The sequence below is a fragment of the Celeribacter arenosi genome (assembly GCF_039539485.1).
Taxonomy (GTDB): Bacteria; Pseudomonadota; Alphaproteobacteria; order Rhodobacterales; family Rhodobacteraceae; genus Celeribacter; species Celeribacter arenosi.
Genome location: NZ_BAABDF010000003.1, coordinates 314,433 through 335,982, shown reverse-complemented (window position 1 = coordinate 335,982; position 21,550 = coordinate 314,433). Strand labels below are relative to the sequence as shown.

The 21,550-nt window shown below is 62.6% G+C and carries 15 protein-coding genes; 5 read left to right on the top strand and 10 right to left on the bottom strand.

Going from position 1 to position 21,550, the window contains the following annotated elements:
* Nucleotides 1-22: 22 nt before the first annotated feature.
* The 9 genes from ABD815_RS03840 to ABD815_RS03800 all read right to left on the bottom strand — a co-directional run bounded on the left by ABD815_RS03840 (nt 23) and on the right by ABD815_RS03800 (nt 12,689).
* Nucleotides 23-2,644: a molybdopterin-dependent oxidoreductase gene (locus ABD815_RS03840; protein WP_344843682.1), complete on the bottom strand. Its 2,622-nt coding sequence runs from the start codon at nt 2,642-2,644 to the stop codon at nt 23-25.
* A complete protein-coding gene (nirD, locus tag ABD815_RS03835) occupies nt 2,641-2,973 on the bottom strand; it encodes a nitrite reductase small subunit NirD (RefSeq protein WP_344843680.1) in 333 nt (110 codons plus the stop codon). Before nirD ends, ABD815_RS03840 begins: the two co-directional genes overlap by 4 nt.
* Nucleotides 2,970-5,414 (bottom strand): nitrite reductase large subunit NirB, encoded by a 2,445-nt coding sequence (gene nirB / locus ABD815_RS03830; RefSeq protein ID WP_344843678.1) that lies wholly within the window; start codon nt 5,412-5,414, stop codon nt 2,970-2,972. Before nirB ends, nirD begins: the two co-directional genes overlap by 4 nt.
* A 13-nt stretch (nt 5,415-5,427) precedes the next feature.
* Nucleotides 5,428-6,381, bottom strand: a complete 954-nt coding sequence (locus ABD815_RS03825; protein ID WP_344843675.1) for a GAF domain-containing protein — start codon at nt 6,379-6,381, stop codon at nt 5,428-5,430.
* Between the two features lie 64 nt (nt 6,382-6,445).
* Nucleotides 6,446-8,128: an ABC transporter ATP-binding protein gene (locus tag ABD815_RS03820; protein ID WP_344843673.1), complete on the bottom strand. Its 1,683-nt coding sequence runs from the start codon at nt 8,126-8,128 to the stop codon at nt 6,446-6,448.
* Between the two features lie 5 nt (nt 8,129-8,133).
* Nucleotides 8,134-9,216: an ABC transporter permease gene (locus tag ABD815_RS03815; protein ID WP_344843670.1), complete on the bottom strand. Its 1,083-nt coding sequence runs from the start codon at nt 9,214-9,216 to the stop codon at nt 8,134-8,136.
* A 77-nt stretch (nt 9,217-9,293) separates the two neighbouring features.
* Nucleotides 9,294-10,661 carry a CmpA/NrtA family ABC transporter substrate-binding protein gene (locus ABD815_RS03810; RefSeq protein ID WP_344843668.1) on the bottom strand — a complete coding sequence of 456 codons (1,368 nt, stop codon included), beginning with the start codon at nt 10,659-10,661 and terminating at the stop codon, nt 9,294-9,296.
* 271 nt (nt 10,662-10,932) lie between these two features.
* Complete coding sequence (locus ABD815_RS03805; RefSeq protein ID WP_344843665.1) at nt 10,933-12,108, bottom strand: ABC transporter substrate-binding protein; 1,176 nt, start codon at nt 12,106-12,108, stop codon at nt 10,933-10,935.
* Nucleotides 12,105-12,689 carry an ANTAR domain-containing response regulator gene (locus tag ABD815_RS03800; RefSeq protein WP_344843664.1) on the bottom strand — a complete coding sequence of 195 codons (585 nt, stop codon included), beginning with the start codon at nt 12,687-12,689 and terminating at the stop codon, nt 12,105-12,107. Before ABD815_RS03800 ends, ABD815_RS03805 begins: the two co-directional genes overlap by 4 nt.
* Nucleotides 12,690-12,982: 293 nt before the next feature.
* Here ABD815_RS03800 and ABD815_RS03795 point away from each other — a divergent pair, with 293 nt between their 5' ends.
* The 5 genes from ABD815_RS03795 (at nt 12,983) to ABD815_RS03775 (ending at nt 20,704) form a co-directional block, all read left to right on the top strand.
* Nucleotides 12,983-14,218 (top strand): imelysin family protein, encoded by a 1,236-nt coding sequence (locus tag ABD815_RS03795; protein WP_344844259.1) that lies wholly within the window; start codon nt 12,983-12,985, stop codon nt 14,216-14,218.
* A gap of 54 nt (nt 14,219-14,272) precedes the next feature.
* A complete protein-coding gene (locus ABD815_RS03790; protein WP_425549836.1) occupies nt 14,273-15,802 on the top strand; it encodes a di-heme oxidoreductase family protein in 1,530 nt (509 codons plus the stop codon).
* A gap of 1 nt (nt 15,803) precedes the next feature.
* Entirely contained in the window at nt 15,804-16,814 is a 1,011-nt protein-coding gene (locus ABD815_RS03785) for an imelysin family protein (RefSeq protein WP_344843661.1), read from the top strand.
* A gap of 3 nt (nt 16,815-16,817) precedes the next feature.
* Nucleotides 16,818-17,900 (top strand): DUF1513 domain-containing protein, encoded by a 1,083-nt coding sequence (locus ABD815_RS03780; protein ID WP_344843658.1) that lies wholly within the window; start codon nt 16,818-16,820, stop codon nt 17,898-17,900.
* A gap of 113 nt (nt 17,901-18,013) precedes the next feature.
* Nucleotides 18,014-20,704, top strand: coding sequence for a cation-transporting P-type ATPase (locus tag ABD815_RS03775; protein ID WP_344843656.1), 2,691 nt, complete (start codon nt 18,014-18,016; stop codon nt 20,702-20,704).
* 24 nt (nt 20,705-20,728) lie between these two features.
* On the opposite strand, the gene ABD815_RS03770 is transcribed toward ABD815_RS03775, so the two are convergent.
* On the bottom strand, nt 20,729-21,409 hold the full coding sequence (locus ABD815_RS03770; RefSeq protein ID WP_344843654.1) for a hypothetical protein: 681 nt from the start codon (nt 21,407-21,409) through the stop codon (nt 20,729-20,731).
* Between the last annotated feature and the right edge of the window lie 141 nt (nt 21,410-21,550).

Genomic DNA, 21,550 nt, shown 5'->3' with positions numbered 1-21,550 from the left:
ATAGTTGTCGAACAATTCGCGTCTATTCCGCGGCGGCGCGCAGGTTGGTTTGGGCGAGAAGTGCCGCGATTTCGGGTTTGCACGAGCCGCAGTTGGTGCCTGCCGACAGGGCGGCGCCGACGGCTTCGACAGTCATCAGGCCATCGGTTTCGATGGCGCGCAGGATGGTGTTCACGCCGACGCTGAAACACGAACAGAGCACCGGTCCGGGGTCGGGGCGGTTGGCAGGTGTGCGCCCCGAGAGGACATCGGGGCCGCCCTCGGAGGGCAGCGAGGCGAGGTAGTCACGCATCACCGCGACCGGAGTGCGCGAGACGAACAGCGCGGCGACGAGCGTGTCGCCATCGTAAAACGCGAGCCGCGCCGCGCCGCGTTGCACGTCGATCAGGGACAGGGCCGGCAGGTCGGGCAGGTCAAACAGGCGGCGTGCCTCGGCCTCCCAATCCGCGATGGTGCCGGTGCCGGCGAGTTCGACGCGCCATCCCGAATGGGTGCGCGCGCGGGCCCAATAGGCGCAGTCGGGGGCGACGGGGCGCGCGGAGACGGCAAAGGCGTACCAGTCCGCGTCAAAGCGGCTGAGGCGGGCGACGGCGGCTTTGCTTTCGGGTTGTCCGGAGATCGGGTCGGTGACGGCGGCGACCAGCGCGTCGATGCGTGCCGAGGGCGCGGTTTCGCCGGTCCAGTGCATGGGGGCAAAGGTGGTGCCGCGCTGCACGGTGTCGGTGATGCGCGCGCGCAGGATCGCGGTGCCTTCGGGGCTCTGGATCGTGACGAGATCGGCGGGGGCGATGGACAGGTCGGCGGCGTCTTCGGGGTGGATTTCCACGAAGGGTTCGGCGAGATGGGCCGAGAGGCGCGGGCTCAGCGCGGTGCGCGTCATCGTGTGCCATTGGTCGCGGATGCGGCCGGTGTTCAGGCGGAATGGGTATTTGCGCGCGGTTTTGGCGGCGGGCGCGCGGTAGGTGACGGGGATCATGCGGCCTTTGCCGCCGGGGTGGTAGAACTGTCCGTCGGCAAAGAAGCGGCCGCCGGTTTTTCCATCGCTCACCGGCCAGCGGGTCGGTTCGAGCGCGCTGTATTCGGTGTCGGTGAGGTCGGCGAGGCCGGAGATGTCGAAGTCGCGCCCAAAGCCGCCCGCGATGCCCGAGAGGGCGGCGTATTCGCGGAAAATTTCCGCCGGAGAGGCGTAATCGAAGGCCGCGCCATAGCCCATGCGGCGGGCCACGTCGGCGAGGATGTCCCAGTCGGGGCGCGTGCCATCCGGGGCGGGCAGCACGGTGCGTTGGCGCGAGATAGTGCGGTCGGAGTTGGTGACCGTGCCTTCCTTTTCGCCCCATGCGGTGGCGGGCAGGATCACATCGGCAAGACGCGCGGTGTCGGTCTGTGCGGTGATGTCGCTGACCACGACAAAGTCGCAGCCCGCGATGGCGTCGCGCACGGCATTGGCGTCGGGCATGGAGACGGCGGGGTTGGTGTGGATGATCCAGAGCGCCTTGATCCGCCCCTCGCCCACGGCGCGGAACATGTCCACGGCCTTGAGGCCGGCGGCATCGGGGATCGCGGGGGCGGACCAGAAATCTTTGACCGCTGCGCGGTGGTCGGCGTTTTCGAGATCGAGGTGGCAGGCGAGCATATTGGCCAGACCGCCGACTTCGCGCCCGCCCATGGCATTGGGTTGGCCGGTGACGGAGAACGGACCGCAGCCCTGTTTGCCGATGCGTCCGGTGGCGAGGTGGCAGTTGAGGATCGCGTTGACTTTGTCGGTGCCCGACGAGGATTGGTTCACGCCCTGCGAGTAGATCGTGACGACCTTTTCATGGCTCAGCCAGAGGTCGATGAAGGCCTCTATCGCGCCCTCCGAGAGGCCGGTCGGGGTGATGTCCTGATCTGCGGCGCTGGCGAATGCGGCCTCGGCGCCCTCGACGTGGGTGAGGAAATCGGGGTCGGTGTGGCCACGGTCGTGGATGGCGCTCAGCAGGCGGTTGAAGATCGGGACATCGCCGCCCGGTGCGACCGCGAGGTGCATTTCCGCGCCATCGCAGGAATTGGTGCGGCGCGGATCGATAACGACGAGTTTGGTGCCGCGCTTTTTCTTGGCCGCGAGGATGCGTTGGTGCAGGACCGGATGGCACCATGCGAGATTGGAGCCGACGAGCACGATCAGGTCGGCTTCGTCGAGATCTTCGTAGGTGCCGGGAACCGTGTCTGTGCCAAAAGCGCGTTTGTGGCCCGCCACGGAGGAGGCCATGCAGAGGCGGGAATTGGTGTCGATATTGGCCGAGCCGATAAAGCCCTTCATCAGTTTGTTGGCGACGTAATAGTCTTCGCTGAGCAATTGGCCGGAGACGTAGAAGGCGGTGCTGTCGGGGCCGTAGGTGTCGATGGTGTCGCGGAATTTACGCGCCACGAGGTCGAGCGCGCTGTCCCAATCGGTAGCCGCGCCGTTCACCTGCGGGGTCAGGAGGCGTTCGTCGAGTGTGACGGTTTCGCCCAGCGCCGAGCCTTTGGAGCACAGGCGTCCGAAGTTGGCGGGGTGGTCGGGGTCGCCTTTGACCGCGAGGCCGCCCTGCCCGTCCGGTGTGAGAAGGACGCCGCAGCCGACCCCGCAATAGGGGCAGGTGCTTTTGATGGTCTGTGCGGTCACGCAGCGCTCCGCGTTTTGACGGCGTCGCCGTCGAGCAGGATACGCGCGCCATCCAGACGGACCGGATAGGTGGTGATTTGGCCTTCGTCGGCGCCTTGGGCCAGTCCGGTGTTCAGATCGAAAACCCAGTTGTGCAGCGGGCAGGTGACTTTCTGGCCGTGCACTATGCCCTCCGACAGGGGGCCGCCTTTGTGCGGGCAGGTGTTGGAGGCGGCATAGACCTCTGCCTCTGCGGTGCGAAACACGGCGACGCAGCCGACGGCGGTTTTCACGATCCGCGCGCCGCGCAGGGGGATGTCTTCGATGTGGCCGATGTCGATCCAGCTCATTCTGCGGCCTCCAGTGTCAGGTCTGCGAGAGGTTGGTATTTGTCGGCGCGTTTCTCGGCGTGATCGGCCCACGGGTCTTTGCGGTAGACGGATTGCGAGATTTCGAAACGGGTGTTCAGCGCCGTGCGGGTGGCGTCATCGGCGAGCGTTTCCTTGACCCAGTCGAGGCCGACCTTTGCGACCCATTTATAGGCGCGGTCGAGGTATTTGCCGTTTTCGCGGTAGAGCTGCATGAAGGCGGTGACCCATTCGATGGCCTCCTCTTCGGTGGCGACATCTGCGAGGCGTTCGGTTTCCTTCACGTCCATGCCTGCCGCGCCGCCAACCCCGATCTGGTAGCCGCTATCGACGCAGATGATACCGATGTCTTTACAGGTGGCTTCGGCGCAGTTGCGCGGGCAGCCGGAGACGCCGAGTTTGACTTTATGCGGTGTCCACGAGCCCCAGAGTTTCTTTTCGAGCTGGATGCCGAGGCCGGTGCTGTCCTGTGTGCCAAAGCGGCAATGGTCGGTGCCCACACAGGTTTTGACGGTGCGCAGACCTTTGGAATAGGCGTGGCCGGAGACCATGCCGGCCTGATTGAGGTCGTACCAGATGCCGGGCAGGTCCTCTTTTTTCACGCCCAGAAGGTCGATGCGCATGCCGCCTGTGACCTTAACCGTGGGGACGTTGTATTTTTCGGCCGCATCCGCGATGGCGCGCAATTCGGACGGGTTGGTGATGCCGCCCCACATCCGTGGCATGACGGAATAGGTGCCGTCTTTCTGGATGTTGGCGTGGTTGCGTTCGTTGACGAAGCGCGATTGCAGGTCGTCGGTATATTCGAGCGGCCAGTCGGCGAGCAGGTAGTAGTTGATCGCCGGACGGCAGACGTGGCAGCCGTTGGGGGTTTTCCAGCCCAGTTCCTGCCAGACGGCGGGTTGGGATTTCAGCTCTTGTGATTTGATCAGGAGGCGCACGTCTTCGTGGGTCAGATCGGTGCAGCCGCAGACCGGTTGGGCGGCGGGCATTTGGAAGCTGTCGCCGAGAGTGACGGCCATGACCTGTTCGACGAGACCTGTGCAGGTGCCGCAGGAGGCGGAGGCTTTGGTGACCGCTTTGATGTCTGCGAGGGTGCCCGCGCCGTCTTTGATTGCGTTGACGATCTGGCTTTTACAAACGCCGTTGCAGCCGCAGATTTCTGCATCATCCGGCAAGGCTGCAACGGCTGAGAGCGGGTCCGAGGCGGTCCCTCCCTGATAGGCGGGGCCGAAGATCAGCGTTTCGCGCATCTCGGCGACATCTGTGCCGTCTTTGATCAGTCCGAAGAACCAGTTTCCGTCGGCGGTATCGCCATACATCACCGCGCCGATGAGTTTGTCATCCTGCAGGACGAGGCGTTTGTAGACGCCGCGCGCGGGGTCGCGGTAGACGATGTCTTCGCGGTCCGCGCCTTCGGCGAAATCGCCCGCCGAGAAGAGGTCGCAGCCGGTGACTTTGAGTTTGGTCGAGACCTCTTTGGGTTGGAAGGCGTCGACCTCTCCGAGGAGGGTTTTGGCGACGACTTTGGCCTGATCGTAGAGCGGGGCGACGAGGCCGAAGACCGCGCCGTTATGTTCGACGCATTCGCCCACGGCGAGGATATCGGCGTCCGAGGTGATCATCTGGTCGTCGACATGGATGCCGCGTCCGACGGCGAGGCCGCTGTCCTGCGCCAGTTTGACGTTCGGGCGGATGCCCACGGCCATGACGAGCAACTCGCAGGGGATTTCGGTGCCATCATCGAGCAGGAGCGCGCGGACTTTGCCGTTCTCGCCGAGGATCTCTTTGGAGTTGGTGGAGCAGCGCACGTCGATGCCGCGATCCACGAGGGCTTTGCGCAGCAGGTAGCCGGCCGGTTCGTCGAGTTGGCGGTCCATCAGGTGGCCCATGAGGTGGATCACGGTGACGTCCATGCCGCGCATGCGCAGGCCCGCTGCCGCCTCCAGTCCGAGGAGGCCGCCACCGATCACCACGGCGCGTGCGCCCGGTATGGCGGAGCTTTCGATCATCGTGTTGGTGTCTTCGAGGTCGCGGTAGGCGATGACGCCGTCGAGGTCGTGACCGGGAAGCGGGATGATGAAGGGGTTCGAGCCGGTGCCGAACACCAGTTTGTCGTAGGGCAGTTCGTCACCGTTCTCGGCGATCACCACTTTGCGGTCGCGGTCCACGGAGGCGATGCGTTCGCCAAAGCGGCAGGTGACGCCGTTGGTTTCGTACCAGTCCGCGTCGTGGATGACGATTTCCGCGTAGGTCTTTTCGCCCGAGAGGACGGGGGAGAGCATGATGCGGTTGTAGTTGCCGCGCGGCTCGGCGTTGAACAGGGTGACGTCGTAGGCGTCGGGGGCGGCGTCGAACAGGTGTTCGAGAGCGCGACCTGTGGCCATGCCGGCACCGATGACGATGAGTTTTTGTTTACTCATGGGTCTGATCCTCTCAGTTGTACCAGGCGACGATGTGAGACAGCTCGCCCTTGCGGTAAATCGGCAGGCCGACAAAGGTTGTGTATCCGGCGGGCAGGCCGGCTTTGGAGCGGGTGACGACGGGGAGGCCGGAGCCGATGACCTGACCGACGACGCCTTTCCATGCGCTGGCCACGGGGGCCTCGTCGTTCACGCCGTCGCCGTTGTCGCGCCACAGCGCGCCTTCGCGTTGGCAGATGCCGTCGATCAGGACGGCGTTGCCCGATTGGCCCATGCGGGCGCTGCGCGCGTCCCAGATTTCGAACCGGCGCGCGATGGGTGTGCCAAGCGCGGAGAGCAGCGTGAGGATGTAGGGTTTATTACCCGGGACCGGGACGATCATGCCGAGGCCGGTGGTCAGGCCCGCTTTGCCCGCAGCCGAGGCGCGGATGAATTTGTAGCCCGAACCGAGGTCGCGCATCAGGATCGGCGATTGCGCCGCCCAGACCACGCCGGGGAGGCCCTGACCTTTGGGGAAGTGGGTGTGTTGGGAGACGAATTCGAACTCTTCGGCGGCACCGTAATAGCCGTCGTCGAGTTTGAGCATGCCTGCGTCGTCATCGCTCCAGACCTCGATCGCGCCGATGCGGGTGGCGTCGTCACCGCAGAGAACGACGAGCACGGCTTTGAGAACTTCATCGTCGAAGACGGGGATGGCAACGGCGGAGGTCAGGCCGACTTCCTTGGCGGCCTCTGTGCGTTGGAAGTAGGAGCCATCGAAGGCCTTGAGGACGATGGGGCGACCTTCGGCCCATGCTTTGCCGGGCAGGCCTTCGCCCATGCCGAAGCTGGTTTTGCGCGATGCGGCCTCAAAGGTGTCCAGACCGTTGTAATCGCCGCCGGCATAGACCAGCGTGTCGCCTTTCGGGACCCAGACTTCGGCCACCTGAATGAAGGTGTCGATTGGCGTTTCGAGTGTCGCGTCCATGACGGGCGTCTCCTTAAACGGCGCGATGCGCCACGGGTTTTGCGGGGGAGCGGGCGGGGGCCGCCTACTCTGCCGCGATGGCTTTTGCAGCCGTTTTGGGTTTGGGTTTCGCGCCATGTTCGTATTCCTCGAGGAAATCGAGGACCTGTTGGCGGTACCGGTAGTAATCGGGGTGTTCGAGCAGCGCTTTGCGGGTGCGCGGGCGCGGCAGGTCGACGTCGACGATGCGCCCGATGGTGGCCTGCGGGCCGTTGGTCATCATCACCACGCGGTCGGCGAGCAGGATCGCTTCGTCGACATCGTGGGTGACGCAGATCGCGGTGACTTTGGTGCGTTCCCACACTTCCATCAGCACTTCCTGAAGTTCCCAGCGCGTGAGGCTGTCGAGCATCCCGAAGGGTTCGTCGAGCAGCAGGAGTTTGGGGGAGAGGGCAAAGGCGCGGGCGATGCCTACGCGTTGTTGCATGCCGTTCGACATTGATGACGCGGGTTTGTCCATAGAATCAGCAAGGCCGACCCTTTCAAGATAATATTCAACGACGTCCTGTCGTTCTGCGCGGGAGGCTGTTGGGTAAACACGATCAACTCCAATGGAGACGTTTTCTTTTGCCGAGAGCCAGGGGAAGAGGTTTGGCGACTGAAACACCACAGCGCGTTCGGGATCAGCGCCGCGCACTTCGTAGCCGTCGAGTTTGATGACGCCTTTGGAGACGTCATTGAGGCCGGCGGTCATGGTAAGGACGGTTGATTTGCCGCAGCCGGAGTGGCCGATGAGGGAGATGAATTCGCCACGGTCCACTTTGAGGTCGAAGTCCTCGACGACGGTGAGCGGGCCTTTTGGTGTCGGATAGATTTTGTGGATCTGGGAGAAATCGAGGTAGCGGTTGTCGATCAGACCTTCCTGCGCCTTGGCGACGGCGGCGGGCACGGAATGGATCGCGCGCACGTTGGGGAGTTGGCGTGAGCCTTCTGTTTTCGCCTTGATGCCGACATCCATGAGGTAGGAGGTGACTTGGGCGCGCAGGCTTTTGAAGGTGTCGTCGTTGTTCATTTCGGTGCGGTCGCGCGGGCGCGGGATGGTGACGCGGAATTCGTCGCCAAGGGTGCCATCGGGGTTGAGCGCGATGATGCGGTCGGCGAGGAGAATGGCTTCGTCCACGTCGTTGGTGATCAGCACGCAGGTCTTTTTATCCGCCTCCCAGATGTGTTCGATTTCATCGGCGAGATTGGCGCGGGTCAGCGCGTCGAGGGCGGAAAGCGGCTCATCAAGGAGCAGCATTTCGGGGTCCATCGCCAGCGCGCGGGCCACGTTCACCCTTTGGCGCATACCGCCCGACAGTTCGGCGGGGCGGCGCGTTTTGGCGTGACCGAGACCGACCATTTTGATGTAGTGATCGACCTTGGCCTTTTTGTCGGCGGAGGACATTTTCGGAAAGACGGAGTCCACGGCGAGGGCCACGTTTCCATCCACCGTCAGCCACGGCATCAGCGAATAGGATTGAAAGATCACGCCGCGTTCGGGACCGGGGCCTTCGATCGGTTTGCCACGGTAGGTGATTTTGCCGGAGCTGGGTTTTTCGAGGCCTGCGAGCAGGTTGATGAGGGTGGTTTTGCCCGAGCCGGAGAAGCCGAGGAGAACGAGGAACTCGCCCTCCTCCACGCTCAGGTTGATCCCGTTGAGCACGGTTTGTTTGTGCGTGCCTTCACCGAAGGATTTGGTGACGTTGTCGAGTTTGAGGACGGTCATCTGGGTCACCGGTTGTTGGAGAAGGTGAAGAGGGATTGCAGGGCGAACATCACGCGGTCGAGAAGGAAGCCGATGATCCCGATGGTCAGCACGGCGACCATGATTTTCGCCAGCGACTGCGAGGAGCCGTTTTGGAATTCATCCCAGACGAATTTGCCGAGGCCGGGGTTCTGGGCCAGCATTTCCGCCGCGATCAGCACCATCCAGCCCACACCGAGCGACAGGCGCAGACCGGTGAAGATCAGCGGCAGGGCGGAGGGGAGAACGAGCTTGGTGATTTTGGTGTAGGTGTTCATTTTGAGCACCTTGGAGACGGAGACGAGATCCTTGTCGATCGAGGCTACGCCCAGCGCGGTGTTGATCAGGGTCGGCCAGAGCGAACAGAGCGTCACGGTGATGGCGGAGACGAGGAAGGATTTCGCGAACATCCCGTCGTTGGTCACGTAGACGGCGGAGACGATCATGGTCACGATCGGCAGCCACGCCAGTGGCGAGACCGGTTTGAAGATTTGCACCAGCGGGTTGATGGCCGCGTTGGCGTAGGGGGAGAGGCCTGCGAAAATGCCCAGAGGGATCGCGATGGCCGAGCCGATCAGGAAGCCGAAGAAGACGGTGACGATCGAGGTCCAGATTTGATTGTAGAAGGACGGCGAGCCTGTGTAGGGGATGTCTTTGACGCGGTCGGGCTCACCGGAGGCGATGAAGCGTTCGTTGCGGGCTTCGACGCGTTCGAGGAAGGCAGCCTTTTTCTCGGATTTGAGAACGGCGTCTTTGTGAAGGTTCACAGCCTCGGTCCAGACCGCGCCGGGTCCGGGGATCGCGCCGAGCGATGTTTGCACGGTCGGGGCAAGCGCGCCCCAGAGCATCAGGAAGCCGATGATGGCGAGCACGGGCACGCCGAGCAGTTTCCAGATTTCTTTCAACTGCGCGCGCGGGTTGTCACCGGCGACGGCTTTGAGGATGGGTGTCATCCACGAAAGCCCCAGCACACGGAACCAGGCGTCGGCTTTGTTGATGCGGGTGAATAGTCGGGCCCTTTTCGCTTCGCGGTCGGCGGCGCTAAGGGATTGCGGGTCGATTGCGGTCATGGGTTCGGGCCTTTGTCAGTAGGAAGGGGGGTTGCGGGACACCGGAGGGGGCGGCGTCCCGCAGGGGGGGCTTGGGTTTAGCCCTTAACTTCGCCGCCAACGACGGTCTGTTCGCCTTTCAGGCCGATCGGCAGGCTGTCGAGGTAGGCGTTCGGGGTTCTGCCGTCGTAGGCAATGCCATCGATGATGTCGCCTGCGGGTGTGGGGGCTTTGTAGCCGTCGCTGTCCCATGGGAAGTCGGCTTCGTTGGCGAGGCCTTCGTCGACGAGGAGGCGGGCCGCTTCGAGGTAGATTTCCGGTTTGTAGACGGATTTGGCGATTTCGTCGTACCAGCTATCCGGTTTCGCTTCGCCGATCTGGCCCCAACGGCGCATCTGGGTGAGATACCAAATGGCGTCGGAGTAGAACGGATATGTCGCGTTGTAGCGGAAGAACACGTTGAAGTCGGGGACTTCGCGGGTGTCGCCTTTTTCGTATTCGAAGGTGCCGGTCATGGAGTTGGCGATCACTTCGTAGTCGGCGCCCACATAGTCGGGGCGCGACAGGATTTCCACGGCTTCGGCGCGGTTGGCGTTGTCGTTTTCGTCGAGCCACATGGCGGCGCGGATCAGCGCTTTGACGACCGCTTTGGTGGTGTTGGGGTATTCCTCGGCGAAGGAGGCGTTGATGCCAAAGACCTTCTCGGGGTTGTTTTTCCACAGCTCGTAGTCGGTGATGACGGGCACACCGATGCCTTTGAACACGGCCTGCTGGTTCCATGGTTCACCCACGCAGTAGCCGTAGATGGTGCCGGCCTCCAGAGTTGCGGGCATTTGCGGTGGAGGGGTCACGGAGAGGAAGACATCGGCGCCGATCTGACCGGTGATGTTGTCCTGGCTGTAGTATCCGGGGTGCAGGCCACCGGCGGCGAGCCAGTAGCGCAGTTCGTAGTTGTGGGTCGAAACCGGGAAGACCATGCCCATGTTGAACGGTTTGCCTTCGGCGGCATATTTTTCGACCACGGGTGCGAGGGCGGAGGCGGAGATCGGGTGAACCGGTTTGCCGTCAGCATCCTGTGGGATGTTCGGTTTCATCTCTGCCCAGACTTCGTTCGACACGGTGATGCCGTTGCCGTTGAGGTCCATGGAGAAGGGCGTGATGATATGGGCCTCTGTGCCGTAGCCGATGGTCGCGGCGAGCGGTTGACCGGCGAGCATATGGGCGCCGTCCAGCGTGCCGTCGATGACGCCGTCGAGAAGAACCTTCCAGTTTGCCTGCGCTTCGAGTGTGACGAAGAGGCCTTCGTCGTCGAAAAAGCCCTGTTCGTAGGCCACCGCGAGGGGGGCCATGTCGGTGAGTTTGATGAAGCCGAAGGTCAGTTCATCTTTTTCGAGATCGAGCATTTCGGCCCAACCGCCCGAGGCGAGCGTGGTAGAGGCAACGAGGCCGAGGAGGAGGTTCTTCATCTGTCTGTCCCTTTGTGCGTTCCCCGCCCGAAGGCAGGTCAAAACGAAAAAAGCCGCTGACACGTATCCCTTCATTGTGAAGAGAACGGTCGAGCGGCTTTGCTCTGAATACCCAGTCTGTGGGTGAATTCCGGTCGGGGGCACCGTTGCCTCCCAATGGCCTATTGGGTGCCCGAAGGTTTCGCGTCACGCAACGCGCCAAATGTGTTTCGGGGTTAAAAAATGCTGCGGCGCGGAAACCATTTGGTCAAAAATGACCAAATCTTAGGCATCAATCGGTGGTTGGCTCAAAAATCGCGCCATCGAAAAACTGGTTCGGCCTCAGGAACAGCTTGCCTGATTCTGATGCGACGGCGGTTTCGGTGGTTAGCGAGCCTTCGATTTTCGAGGATGCGCCGGGGAGTTCGGCGGCAGTGAGCGCGAGAGCGGCGCGGTAGAGGTCGCTGCGAAACACGGTCCGCGCGAGGCGCACGGAGGCGTCCGGATCGCGCCCGTAGCGTTCGGCCAGATGGCGTGCGATCCATTCCGCCTGTGAGCGCCATGGAAAGTTGGCGGCGCCGTGGTGGGTTTCGAAAAACTGGTCGACCTGACGTTCTTCGCCGCGGCTATTGATCACGAGGCGGCCGGACAGCGCGCGATCGATGACCTCCGGTGACATGTCGAGGTATTGCGGGCGCGACAGGATTTCGGCGGCCAAGGTGCGCGACGCGGGATCGGAAAGCCACCGCCCTGCCCGCCAGACGGCGCGGATCAGACGGCCCATCAGCACGCGTTCGGTGTCGGCCCAATCGGCGCGCACGGCGAGCACCTTTTCCGGCGCAAAGGCCCAGATCGCCGACCCGGGAAGGATCAGTGCGCCAAGCCCGTTTTCGACCGCCATGGAGCCCCAGGGTTCCCCGACACAGAAGGCGTCGATTTCATCCGCGCCGATGGCGTCCACCATCAGGGGCGGGGGCACGGTGCGGATGGTGATGCGCGAGGGATCGGGGTGGCCGAGGGCGGAGAGCCAGTAGTGCACCAGTTCGGCGTGCATCGAGAAGGGGAACGGCACGCCGATGCGCAACCCGTCGGGCGCGGCGGCGATGAGCGCTTCGCCCGCCGCTTTGGCGTCGTTGAAGGCGAAGTCGTGGCCGATGTCGCGCAGGCGTTTTTCGAGGCGTGCGTTGACGCCGATGACGTTGCCGTTGACCGAGAGCACCGAGGCCGCAACCAGAGGCGTGCCGCCACCGCCCAGCCCCATGGCCGTGGCGATGGGCACGGGTGAAAGCATATGCGCCGCGTCCACCTGCCCGTAGCTGAGCATGTCGCGCAGCGAGGACCAGGAGGGCGCGCGTTTGAGGTCGAGCGCGATGCCTTCCTCGGCGGCGTAGCCCATTTCCTGCGCCACGATCAGGGGGGCGGCGTCCACGAGGGGGATGTAGCCAACGGGGATCAGGGTCGGGCTCATGATAGCAACCCCGCAGCCAGTACGAGTGCCTCTGCAACGTCGGCGACGCGTTTATTCTGGTTCATCGCGGCTTTGCGCAGGATGGCGTAGGCTTCGTCTTCTTCGACGCCGCGCGCCTTCATGATCATGCCTTTGGCGCGGTCGATGACTTTGCGTTCCTCGAGGGCGCGTTTGGTTTCGGCCAGTTCGGTGCGCATGCGTTGGAACATGCGAAAGCGTGCGATGGCGGCGTCGAGGATCGGTTTGACGCGGGCCGGTTGCATGCCGTCGATGACATAGGCGGAGACGCCCGCCTCGATCGCGGCGGCAGAGAGGCCTTCGTCGGAGCGGTCCACGAACATCGCCACGGGGCGCTCCATCGGGCCGGATGCCACGGCGAGTTCTTCGAGGATATCGCGCGACGGGTTGGCGATGTCGATGAGCACGATGTCGGGCTGGTGTTCTTCGATCTTGCGCGCCAGTGCGGTGGGTTCGGAGATCACTTTGATGTCAAAGGGGCCAGCTTCGCGCAGGCTATCGACGATCTGCAGGGCGCGGTCGCGATCGGATTCGACGATGATGATGGAAAGCTGGGCGGGCATGGCGACATGACTCACTAGTTCGGGGGCAACATGAAGCAAATTCGTAACGACGGCCCGCGCGCGTTGTTTTGATCTTACTACATGGCGCAAAGCTGTGCGCAACAGCGCGTGCTGCGGAAATTTCGGGCAAAAATGCGGTGCACGGTGCGAAATGGCGGGACGGCGAGGGTTTTCATTTTCCGACTGATTTTGTCGGATTGACTTATCCGAGTAATTCAATAGGAATTGCGGCCAAATGGAAATCGAAGGACAGTCGAATGAAGAATCGCCCATTTTTCGCAACGTCTACGGCCATGGTCGTCGCATTCGCCACCTCGGCATTCGCACAGGTTGAAGACGCCGCCATTCTCGAAACCTACGCCAATATCGCTCAGGCGGGATATGAAGACAGCCTGACGAGCGCGCAGAAACTGCTGGCTGCGGTCGATTCTTTGGTTGCCGATCCGTCTGATTTGACGCTGCAGGCCGCACAGGTTGCATGGCGCGCGGCACGGGTCCCCTATCAGCAGACCGAGGTTTTCCGGTTCGGCAATGCGATTGTCGATGATTGGGAGGGCAAGGTGAACGCATGGCCTCTCGACGAGGGTCTGATCGACTATGTCGATGCTTCCTACGGGGGTCCAACGGACGAAAACGAGATCGCTGTGCTGAATGTCGTTGCCACGCCGCAGTTCACGCTGTCGGGCGAGACGATTGACGCCACCGAGATCACACCTGCGCTTTTGTCAGATACGCTACATGAGGCGGATGGGGTCGAGGCCAATGTGGCCACGGGGTATCACGCGATTGAATTCCTGCTCTGGGGTCAGGACCTCAACGGGCATGCGGCCGGTGCGGGTGCGCGTCCGTGGACCGATTATGCGACGGGCGATGATTGCACCAATGGCAATTGCGACCGGCGCGGTGACTATCTGCGCGCGGCGAGCGAATTGCTCGTGTCCGACCTGACGTGGATGGCCGCGCAGTGGGATGAAGATGGCGCGGCGCGTCAGGCCCTGCTTGACGATTCCAAGGCGGGTATCGATGCGATCCTGACGGGCATGGGGTCTTTGTCCTATGGCGAGCAGGCCGGTGAGCGGATGCGTTTGGGCCTTATGCTTAACGATCCCGAAGAAGAGCACGATTGCTTCTCCGACAACACGCACAACAGCCATTACTATGACGGTCTGGGCATCCAGAACGTCTACCTCGGGGCCTATCAGCGTGCGGATGGTCGTCTGGTCGAAGGGCCGTCTTTGTCCGATCTGATCAGCGAGCTTGATCCGGTTCTGGACGCGGAAATGCGCACGAAGCTGTCGCAGACGATGCTGAAACTCGGTCGTATCAAGACCGCAGCCGAAGCGGGGCTGAGCTACGACATGATGCTCGAGCGCGGCAATGATGCCGGTGAAGCCTTGGTGATGGGGGGCGTGAATGCGCTCATCGACCAGACCCGCACCATCGAGCGCATTGTGAGCGTGCTGGGTGCGGACGGGATCGAGATCGAAGGCTCCGATAGTCTCGACAATCCGGGCGCTGTGTTCGAGTAATCTCTTCCCCGTCGCGGGCATGGCGCGCGGCGGGACTTCGCAGTAAGCAAACCTATGTTCAAGCCAGCTCTGTTCCCGATGTCGTCCATTTTTGCCGCCGCTATGATGGCGTCGAGCGCGCTTGCCGGTGTTCTGGATGAGCCGCATCTGGACATCGTACCCCGCACCCCCGAAGAAGCCGCGCGCATCGCCGCTGTGACCGCGATGCCGGTCGATTTCACTGCCCCCGCAGCGTTTGAGGAGATGTCCGCCGGCGCCGCCACAGTGCGGGCCACGGACGTGCGGGATGTATTTTCGCATGCCTCCGAGAATTTGGGGTTTGATGAGGAACTGACATTCAAGCTCGGCAACGGGTTGTTCAAAAAGGTCTGGGTGTCCTCGCCTTCCTCCACGCTGGCCTCTGACGGGCTCGGGCCGATTTACAATGCGCGCTCCTGTCAGCGGTGCCACCTGAAAGACGGGCGCGGTCATCCCCCGAGCGGGCCCGATGACAGCGCGACGTCGATTTTCCTGCGCGTCTCTATTCCGGGAAAGCCAGAAGACGGTATCGCAGAGATCGAGGATTATATCGCCACCCTGCCCGATCCGGTTTACGGCAGCCAATTGCAGGACGAAAGCGTCGCGGGTGTGCCCGCCGAGTACCGGTTCGAGGTCGCGTATCAGGAAGTGCAGGTTGCGCTTTCGGGGGGTGAGGTTGCGCAGTTGCGGGTGCCGAGTTACCGCGCGGCGAACCTCGGCTATGGACCGCTGCATGCGGAGGCGATGCTCAGCCCGCGGGTGGCGCCCCAGATGATCGGGTTGGGGTTGGTGGAGGCCATTCCTGCGGCGGATATCATCGCCAATGCCGATCCCGATGACGTGAATGGCGACGGTATTTCGGGGCGCGCGAACGTGGTGTGGTCGACAGAGTTCGATCAGCCGATGTTGGGTCGGTTCGGGCACAAAGCCGGTCAGCCCACGATCACGGAACAATCCGCCGCCGCCTTTTCCGGTGACATCGGGATTTCAAGCTCGCTCTTTCCTGCGGGCGCGGGCGAATGCACGGTGATGCAGACCGCCTGCCAATCGGCGACGCATGGGGACGGGGACGTTCGAGAGTTCGAGATTGATGATGAGGGGCTCGATCTCGTGACGTTTTACAGTCGCAACCTCGGCGTGCCCGCGCGACGCGATGTGGGTGACCCGCAGGTTCTGCGTGGCAAGGAGGTGTTCTACGACACCGGCTGCGCGGCCTGTCATCAGCCAAAGTTCGTGACAAACCGTCTCGCCGACGGGGGAGCGCAGAGTTTTCAACTGATCTGGCCCTATTCGGATTTCCTGCTGCATGACATGGGCGAAGGATTGGCCGATCACCGACCCGAAGCGCGCGCGACAGGTCGCGAATGGCGCACCGCGCCTTTGTGGGGAATTGGGTTGACCGAACAGGTTTCGGGGCACACATTTTTCCTGCACGACGGGCGCGCGCGATCGCTCCTTGAGGCGGTGTTGTGGCATGGGGGCGAGGCCGAGGTCGCGCGTGATGCCGTGGTGGACATGCTGCCCGAAGACCGCGACGCCCTGATCCGTTTTCTGGAAAGCCTTTAATATGAAAAAGTATCTGATGCCTGCGCTCATCGCGCTCCTGCCCGCCTCGGGTATGGCCGCCCCCAAGGCCGAAGATGTGGTGCGCGACACTGTGCTGCCGGGGTTTGTTGCACTGGCCGAGGCGAGCCACGATTTGGCAACGGCGGCACAGGGCGCGTGTTCGCAGGACAATGGCGAATTGAAGGCGCGCTTTGGTGAGGCCTTTGATGCGTGGGTCGCGGTGAGCCATTTGCGGTTTGGTCCCACGGAGACGGACGAGCGGGCGTTTGCCTTGGCGTTTTGGCCCGACAGTCGCGGGGCGACACCGTCGCGTTTGGGCGCGTTGATCCGTGACAGGGATCCCGTCGTTGAAGATCCGGCGGCCTTCGGGTCGGTATCCATTGCGGCGCGCGGGTTCTATGGTCTCGAATACCTGCTCTACGATGGTGCAATTGCGACGCCGGACACGGCGGATTACCGATGCGCGTTGGGGCGTGCGGTGGCTGCAGATATTGCGCGAAACGCGGATGCCATTCTGGAAGATTGGCAGGATCGGTACCTCGCGCTTTTTGAAACGGCGGGGGAAAATGACGTCTACCGGAGCGAGGAAGAGGCGCTACAGGAATTGTTCAAGGCGGTGACGGCGGGGCTACAGTTCACGTCCGACACGCGGCTCGGGCGTCCGCTCGGGACCTATGACAAACCGCGTGCGGCGCGCGCGGAGGCGCGTCGGTCGGGGCGGTCGTTGCGCCATGTGGTGATTTCTCTGGAGGCGACGCGGGAGTTGGCGCGGGCTTTGGCTGCGGATGCGCCCGATGTCGCGGCTGCGCTGGGAAAGGCCTATGACAGTGCGCTGGAAAAGGCGGCCGGGCTATCGGACGATCCGGTTTTCGCGGGGGTCAGTGACCCGTCGGGCCGCTTTCGGGTCGAAATCCTGCAACAGAAGATTGATGAGCTGCGCACCGTTGTGGCGGGAGAATTGGGGCCCCACCTCGGGGTTGAAGCAGGATTCAATTCGCTGGACGGGGACTGAGACATGCCGACACGGCGCGCGTTTATAGGCGGGCTCGCGGCGGCGTCGGCCTATGCGGGTCGGGGGTGGGCCAAGGTCGGTCATCCCGCCTATCTGGCGGCGGCGCGAGATGGCACGGGGGCCTATCGGCTATTTGGTCTCGATGAAGACGGGAACGGTTTGTTCAGCGTCGATTTGCCGGATCGTGGCCATGCGGCGGCGGCACATCCCCATCGGGCGCAAGCGGTGGCTTTTGCGCGCCGACCGGGAACCTTTGCCATCGTTATTGATTGCGAAACGGGCCGCACGACGTCGGTGTTGAACGCGCCTGCGGGGATGCATTTTTATGGGCATGGTGCGTTTTCGGCGGATGGGACACGGTTGTTCACCACAGAGAACGAATTTGACACCGCGACGGGAATGATCGGGGTTTGGGATGTGGCGGACGGGTATCGCCGGATCGGTAGCTTTGCCTCCGGCGGGATTGGCCCGCATGACGTTCGCCTGATGCCGGATGGACGCACCCTCGTCGTGGCCAATGGCGGTATTGAAACGCATCCTGACAGCGGTCGTGCCAAGCTCAACATACCCTTCATGCAGCCCAACCTGACCTACGTGAGCCTGTCGGGCGAGATCGTGGAGCAGGTTGAACCGGAGGCGTCGCGGCATATGAATTCCATTCGCCATCTCGCGGTGTCGCCCGATGGGTTGGTCGCCTTTGCGATGCAGTGGCAGGGCGATGTGAGCGAAGCGCCGTCTTTGGTCGCGCTACATCGGCGCGGCGCGGCGTTCACCTATCTGGACACGCCGCCGGACGAACATCGCAAAATGCAGGGCTACGCCGGCAGCATTGCGTTCAGTGGCAATGGGGCGCAGGTGGCGATCACGTCGCCGCGCGGCGGGTTGGTTCAGGTGTTTGATGTGGCCACGGCGCGGTATCGACGTTCGATTTCGATGGCCGATGTATGCGGGGTCGCGCCCGCGCAGGGTGGCTTTACCATCACGTCAGGGACCGGCGAAATCGGGCGGCCTGATGGGGCGAGCGCGGGTGTTCTGATCCAACATGATGTTCAATGGGACAACCACCTCGTCGCGTTGCACGCGTAGCCATTTGCCGCACGGCAAGAAGCCGTGGTGCCCGTTTGCAGCCAACCCGTGTTCGTGCAAGGTGTTTTGGGAAAGCAACGCGCGTCGGGCGAGCGCAGCAAAAGGTGGGCATGATGACCAAGACCGCAAAATCTGAACGAGGTCTGGCGGATCTGCGGGACCCGCATGCGCACGAGGCGTTGGATTGCATCGAAAAGCTCAGCACCAGCACGACAGGGTTGACCGTTCAGGAAGCTGCCCGACGGCTCGACGAAGACGGACCGAATGCTCTGCCAATACGGGCGGGTCGGCACCCGATCCTGCGGTTTCTCGGGCATTTCCACAATGTGCTGATCTATGTCCTGCTGGGGTCGGCTTTGGTCACCGGGATATTGCAGCACTGGGCCGATACAGGTGTGATCCTAGCCGTTGTTTTGGTCAACGGAATCGTTGGCTACATTCAGGAAGGGCGGGCAGAGAATGCCATGGCGGCGATCCGGTCCATGCTGGCGCCCCATGCCAATGTTATGCGTGACAACCGGCGTGTGAGCATTCCCGCCGAGAACCTCGTGAGGGGCGATATCGTCCTGCTCGAACCCGGTGATCGGGTTCCGGCCGACCTGCGTCTTTCGGGTGCGCGAGCATTGCGCATTCAGGAGGCCGTTCTGACCGGTGAATCTGTGCCGGTGGACAAATCCACTGACCCCGTGGCACCCGATGTGCCGTTGGGCGACAGGAAGCCGATGGCCTTTAGCGGCACGACGGTTGTTGCGGGAACCGGGCGTGGCGTCGTTGTGGCCACGGGTTTGTCGACGGAGATTGGCCGGATCAGCGGGATGCTGCGCGATGTTGGCGTTTTGACCACGCCGCTGGTTGAGCAGATGAACAAATTCGCCAAGTGGCTGACGGCGATGATCCTCGTGCTGGCGGCAGTCTTGCTCGCCTTTGGGTACTTCGTCAGCCACATTCCCTTTGACGAGATGTTCATGGTTGTGGTCGGTCTGACCGTTGCCGCGATCCCCGAAGGCCTGCCTGCGGTGCTGACCATCACGCTTGCCATTGGTGTGAAACGCATGGCCAAGCGCAACGTGATCGTGCGCAAGCTGCCCTCGATCGAGACGCTCGGCGCGGTTTCGGTGATTTGCAGTGACAAGACAGGGACGCTGACGCGCAACGAGATGATGGTTGCCTCTCTCGGGCTGGCCAGCGGGCATCATACCGTCACCGGTGCGGGATATGCGCCGGCAGGGGACATTACGCCCGCTCCGGCGTCTACCCATCTGGAGGCGGTCGCAAAGATTGCGGCGCTGTGCAATGACGCCGAGTTGTCGGACAAGGCCGGTCATTGGTCCGTGGAAGGCGACCCGATGGAGGGCGCTCTTTTGGCCTTTGCGGGTAAGGCGGAATTCCCTGTCGAGGGATTACGCCGACTGGACGAAATACCCTTCGACGCGGCGCACCGCTACATGGCGGTTTTGATCGAGGCGCCCGATGGGACGCGTCAGATTTTGGTAAAAGGCGCGCCCGAGCGTATCCTCGGGATGTGCCGGGCCCAGATGGGCAATTCGGATGGCGCCCCCTTTGATGAAGGCCATTGGACGGGCGAAGCACATCGTATTGCGCGGCGTGGAGAGCGCGTCATTGCGCTGGCATATGCCGACACCAAGGCGGACAGCCTGCAGGAAAGCGACATCGACGGCCACCTCACCTTGGCGGGATTGGTGGGTCTCATCGATCCGCCACGGCCCGAAGCGATCGAAGCGGTGGCGGAGTGTCATCGGGCCGGAATAGCGGTCAAGATGATCACGGGTGATCATGTCGGAACCGCCGCGGCGATTGGTGAGCAGATCGGGTTGATCAATGCCGACAAGGTGCTCACCGGCGCCGATATTGCCAATATGAGCGATGGCGAGTTGGCGGGAGAAGTGATGGGCACCAATATCTTCGCGCGCACCTCACCCGAGCACAAACTCCGGCTCGTGACGGCCATGCAGGCACAGGGGTTGACCGTTTCGATGACCGGCGATGGCGTGAACGATGCCCCCGCGTTGAAGCGGGCGGATGCGGGTGTTGCGATGGGCGTCAAGGGATCGGAAGCCGCGAAGGAGGCCGCCGAGTTGGTGCTGACCGACGACAATTTCTCATCCATCGCCGCGGCGGTGCGCGAGGGTCGCACCGTGTTCGACAACCTGCGCAAGGTGATCAGCTGGACCTTGCCGACCAACGCCGGAGAGGCGGGCACCATTGTCGCTGCGCTTTTGTTGGGGTTGGCCCTGCCGATCAGTCCGGTGCAGATACTCTGGGTGAACCTGATTACGGCGGTGACGCTGGGCCTCGCGCTCGCCTTTGAGCCGACCGAGCCGGGTACGATGTTGCGGCGTCCCCGTGAACGCTCTGCACCGCTTTTGACGGGTGAGTTGGTGTGGCATGTCGCCTTGGTCGGTGCACTGTTCGTTGCGGCCGTGTTCGGGCTCTATGCCTATGCGATTGACCGGGGCTATTCGCCGGCCTTGGCGCAGACCATGTCGATGAACATGCTGGTCATACTGGAGATTTTCCACCTCTTCTTCATCCGCAACATGTATGGAACGTCCCTGTCATGGGATGCGATCCGTGGGACGCGGGCGGTCTGGATCAGCCTTGCCGTGATTGTCCCGGCGCAGTTCATTGTGACCTATGTTCCCGTGGCCCAGAAGATCATGGGCACGGCGTCCGTGTCCTTTGTGGACGGGTTGATCATGCTCGCCATTGGCGTGACGTTTTTCGCGACCATCGAAATCGAGAAACAGATCCGGCTCACCGTCCGGCGCAGGAATGGGCAGTGAGAGCGTAACTTTGCGCGCACTGTGTCAGAAAGAGATTTCGGCGACGATCCTGGCCGCAGGAGCGCCCAGTGTTCGCAGGCGCGCGCCGGAGCGTTGTGCAAAGGCTGCTTCAACCTCTCGGCGGTGTTCCTGCGAAACGCGGTCGTCTTTGCAGGCGCCCTGTACCGTCCAGCGTTCATAGGCAAACGGTCCTGCGACGGCACCGGAAATCACCCGTGGGGCAACATCGTTATTCTGGACCTTGCCGGTGGCGACCAATGTCTTGATCGCTTCGGCAATAATCTCGGCGCTTTCCTGAAATTCCATGCCCGCGATCTTTTGCTCCGCTTCGTTGGCATCCCCATCGATCAAACAGTGGCGCGCGACGAAGAGCCAGTCATGCACCATATAGGCCGGCGCATAGCCCCACGGGGAAAAGCCGTTGAAAAGCTGCCCGGCTTTCGGAATGGACCCGCCGTCGGTGTACATCAGGTCCGGCTGTATCGTGGTGACCTCAACGCCCGGCCTGTCGCGATAAAAGGTGAGCGGGCGCGTGCGGCTCGGGACGTATACGAAACGTCCATCGCCCGATGAGTCGCCTTCACCGACCCACATGACGAGAAGCGAGCCGTCAAACCGGCCCACGGGCGCTTTGTCAAAGTCTACGAAACCGCAGGCCGAGAGGAGCAGGCAGGCGAGAATAGCAACATGGCGACGAAGGGACATTTTCTCTCCTGCGCGTGAGCATTCGGTGCTGTGTTGAGAGTATAGCGCATTTTTCGCCGTTTCGCTCACTTTGCTCTGATGAACGTGTCGCGGGATGCGGAGGTCTGCATGCAAATCGCGTAAGTGCCGCCAGATCAGAAA

What these genes read in the sequence shown, in the direction of transcription:
- ABD815_RS03775 (WP_344843656.1), top strand. Translation starts at nt 18,014, where the DNA reads ATGACCAAGACCGCAAAATCTGAACGAGGTCTGGCGGATCTGCGGGAC.
- ABD815_RS03815 (WP_344843670.1), bottom strand. Translation starts at nt 9,216, where the DNA reads ATGACCGCAATCGACCCGCAATCCCTTAGCGCCGCCGACCGCGAAGCG.
- nirD (WP_344843680.1), bottom strand. Translation starts at nt 2,973, where the DNA reads ATGAGCTGGATCGACATCGGCCACATCGAAGACATCCCCCTGCGCGGC.
- ABD815_RS03820 (WP_344843673.1), bottom strand. Translation starts at nt 8,128, where the DNA reads ATGACCGTCCTCAAACTCGACAACGTCACCAAATCCTTCGGTGAAGGC.
- ABD815_RS03770 (WP_344843654.1), bottom strand. Translation starts at nt 21,409, where the DNA reads ATGTCCCTTCGTCGCCATGTTGCTATTCTCGCCTGCCTGCTCCTCTCG.
- ABD815_RS03805 (WP_344843665.1), bottom strand. Translation starts at nt 12,108, where the DNA reads ATGAGCCCGACCCTGATCCCCGTTGGCTACATCCCCCTCGTGGACGCC.
- ABD815_RS03780 (WP_344843658.1), top strand. Translation starts at nt 16,818, where the DNA reads ATGCCGACACGGCGCGCGTTTATAGGCGGGCTCGCGGCGGCGTCGGCC.
- nirB (WP_344843678.1), bottom strand. Translation starts at nt 5,414, where the DNA reads ATGAGTAAACAAAAACTCATCGTCATCGGTGCCGGCATGGCCACAGGT.
- ABD815_RS03785 (WP_344843661.1), top strand. Translation starts at nt 15,804, where the DNA reads ATGAAAAAGTATCTGATGCCTGCGCTCATCGCGCTCCTGCCCGCCTCG.
- ABD815_RS03800 (WP_344843664.1), bottom strand. Translation starts at nt 12,689, where the DNA reads ATGCCCGCCCAGCTTTCCATCATCATCGTCGAATCCGATCGCGACCGC.
- ABD815_RS03795 (WP_344844259.1), top strand. Translation starts at nt 12,983, where the DNA reads ATGGTCGTCGCATTCGCCACCTCGGCATTCGCACAGGTTGAAGACGCC.
- ABD815_RS03825 (WP_344843675.1), bottom strand. Translation starts at nt 6,381, where the DNA reads ATGGACGCGACACTCGAAACGCCAATCGACACCTTCATTCAGGTGGCC.
- ABD815_RS03810 (WP_344843668.1), bottom strand. Translation starts at nt 10,661, where the DNA reads ATGAAGAACCTCCTCCTCGGCCTCGTTGCCTCTACCACGCTCGCCTCG.
- ABD815_RS03790 (WP_425549836.1), top strand. Translation starts at nt 14,273, where the DNA reads ATGTTCAAGCCAGCTCTGTTCCCGATGTCGTCCATTTTTGCCGCCGCT.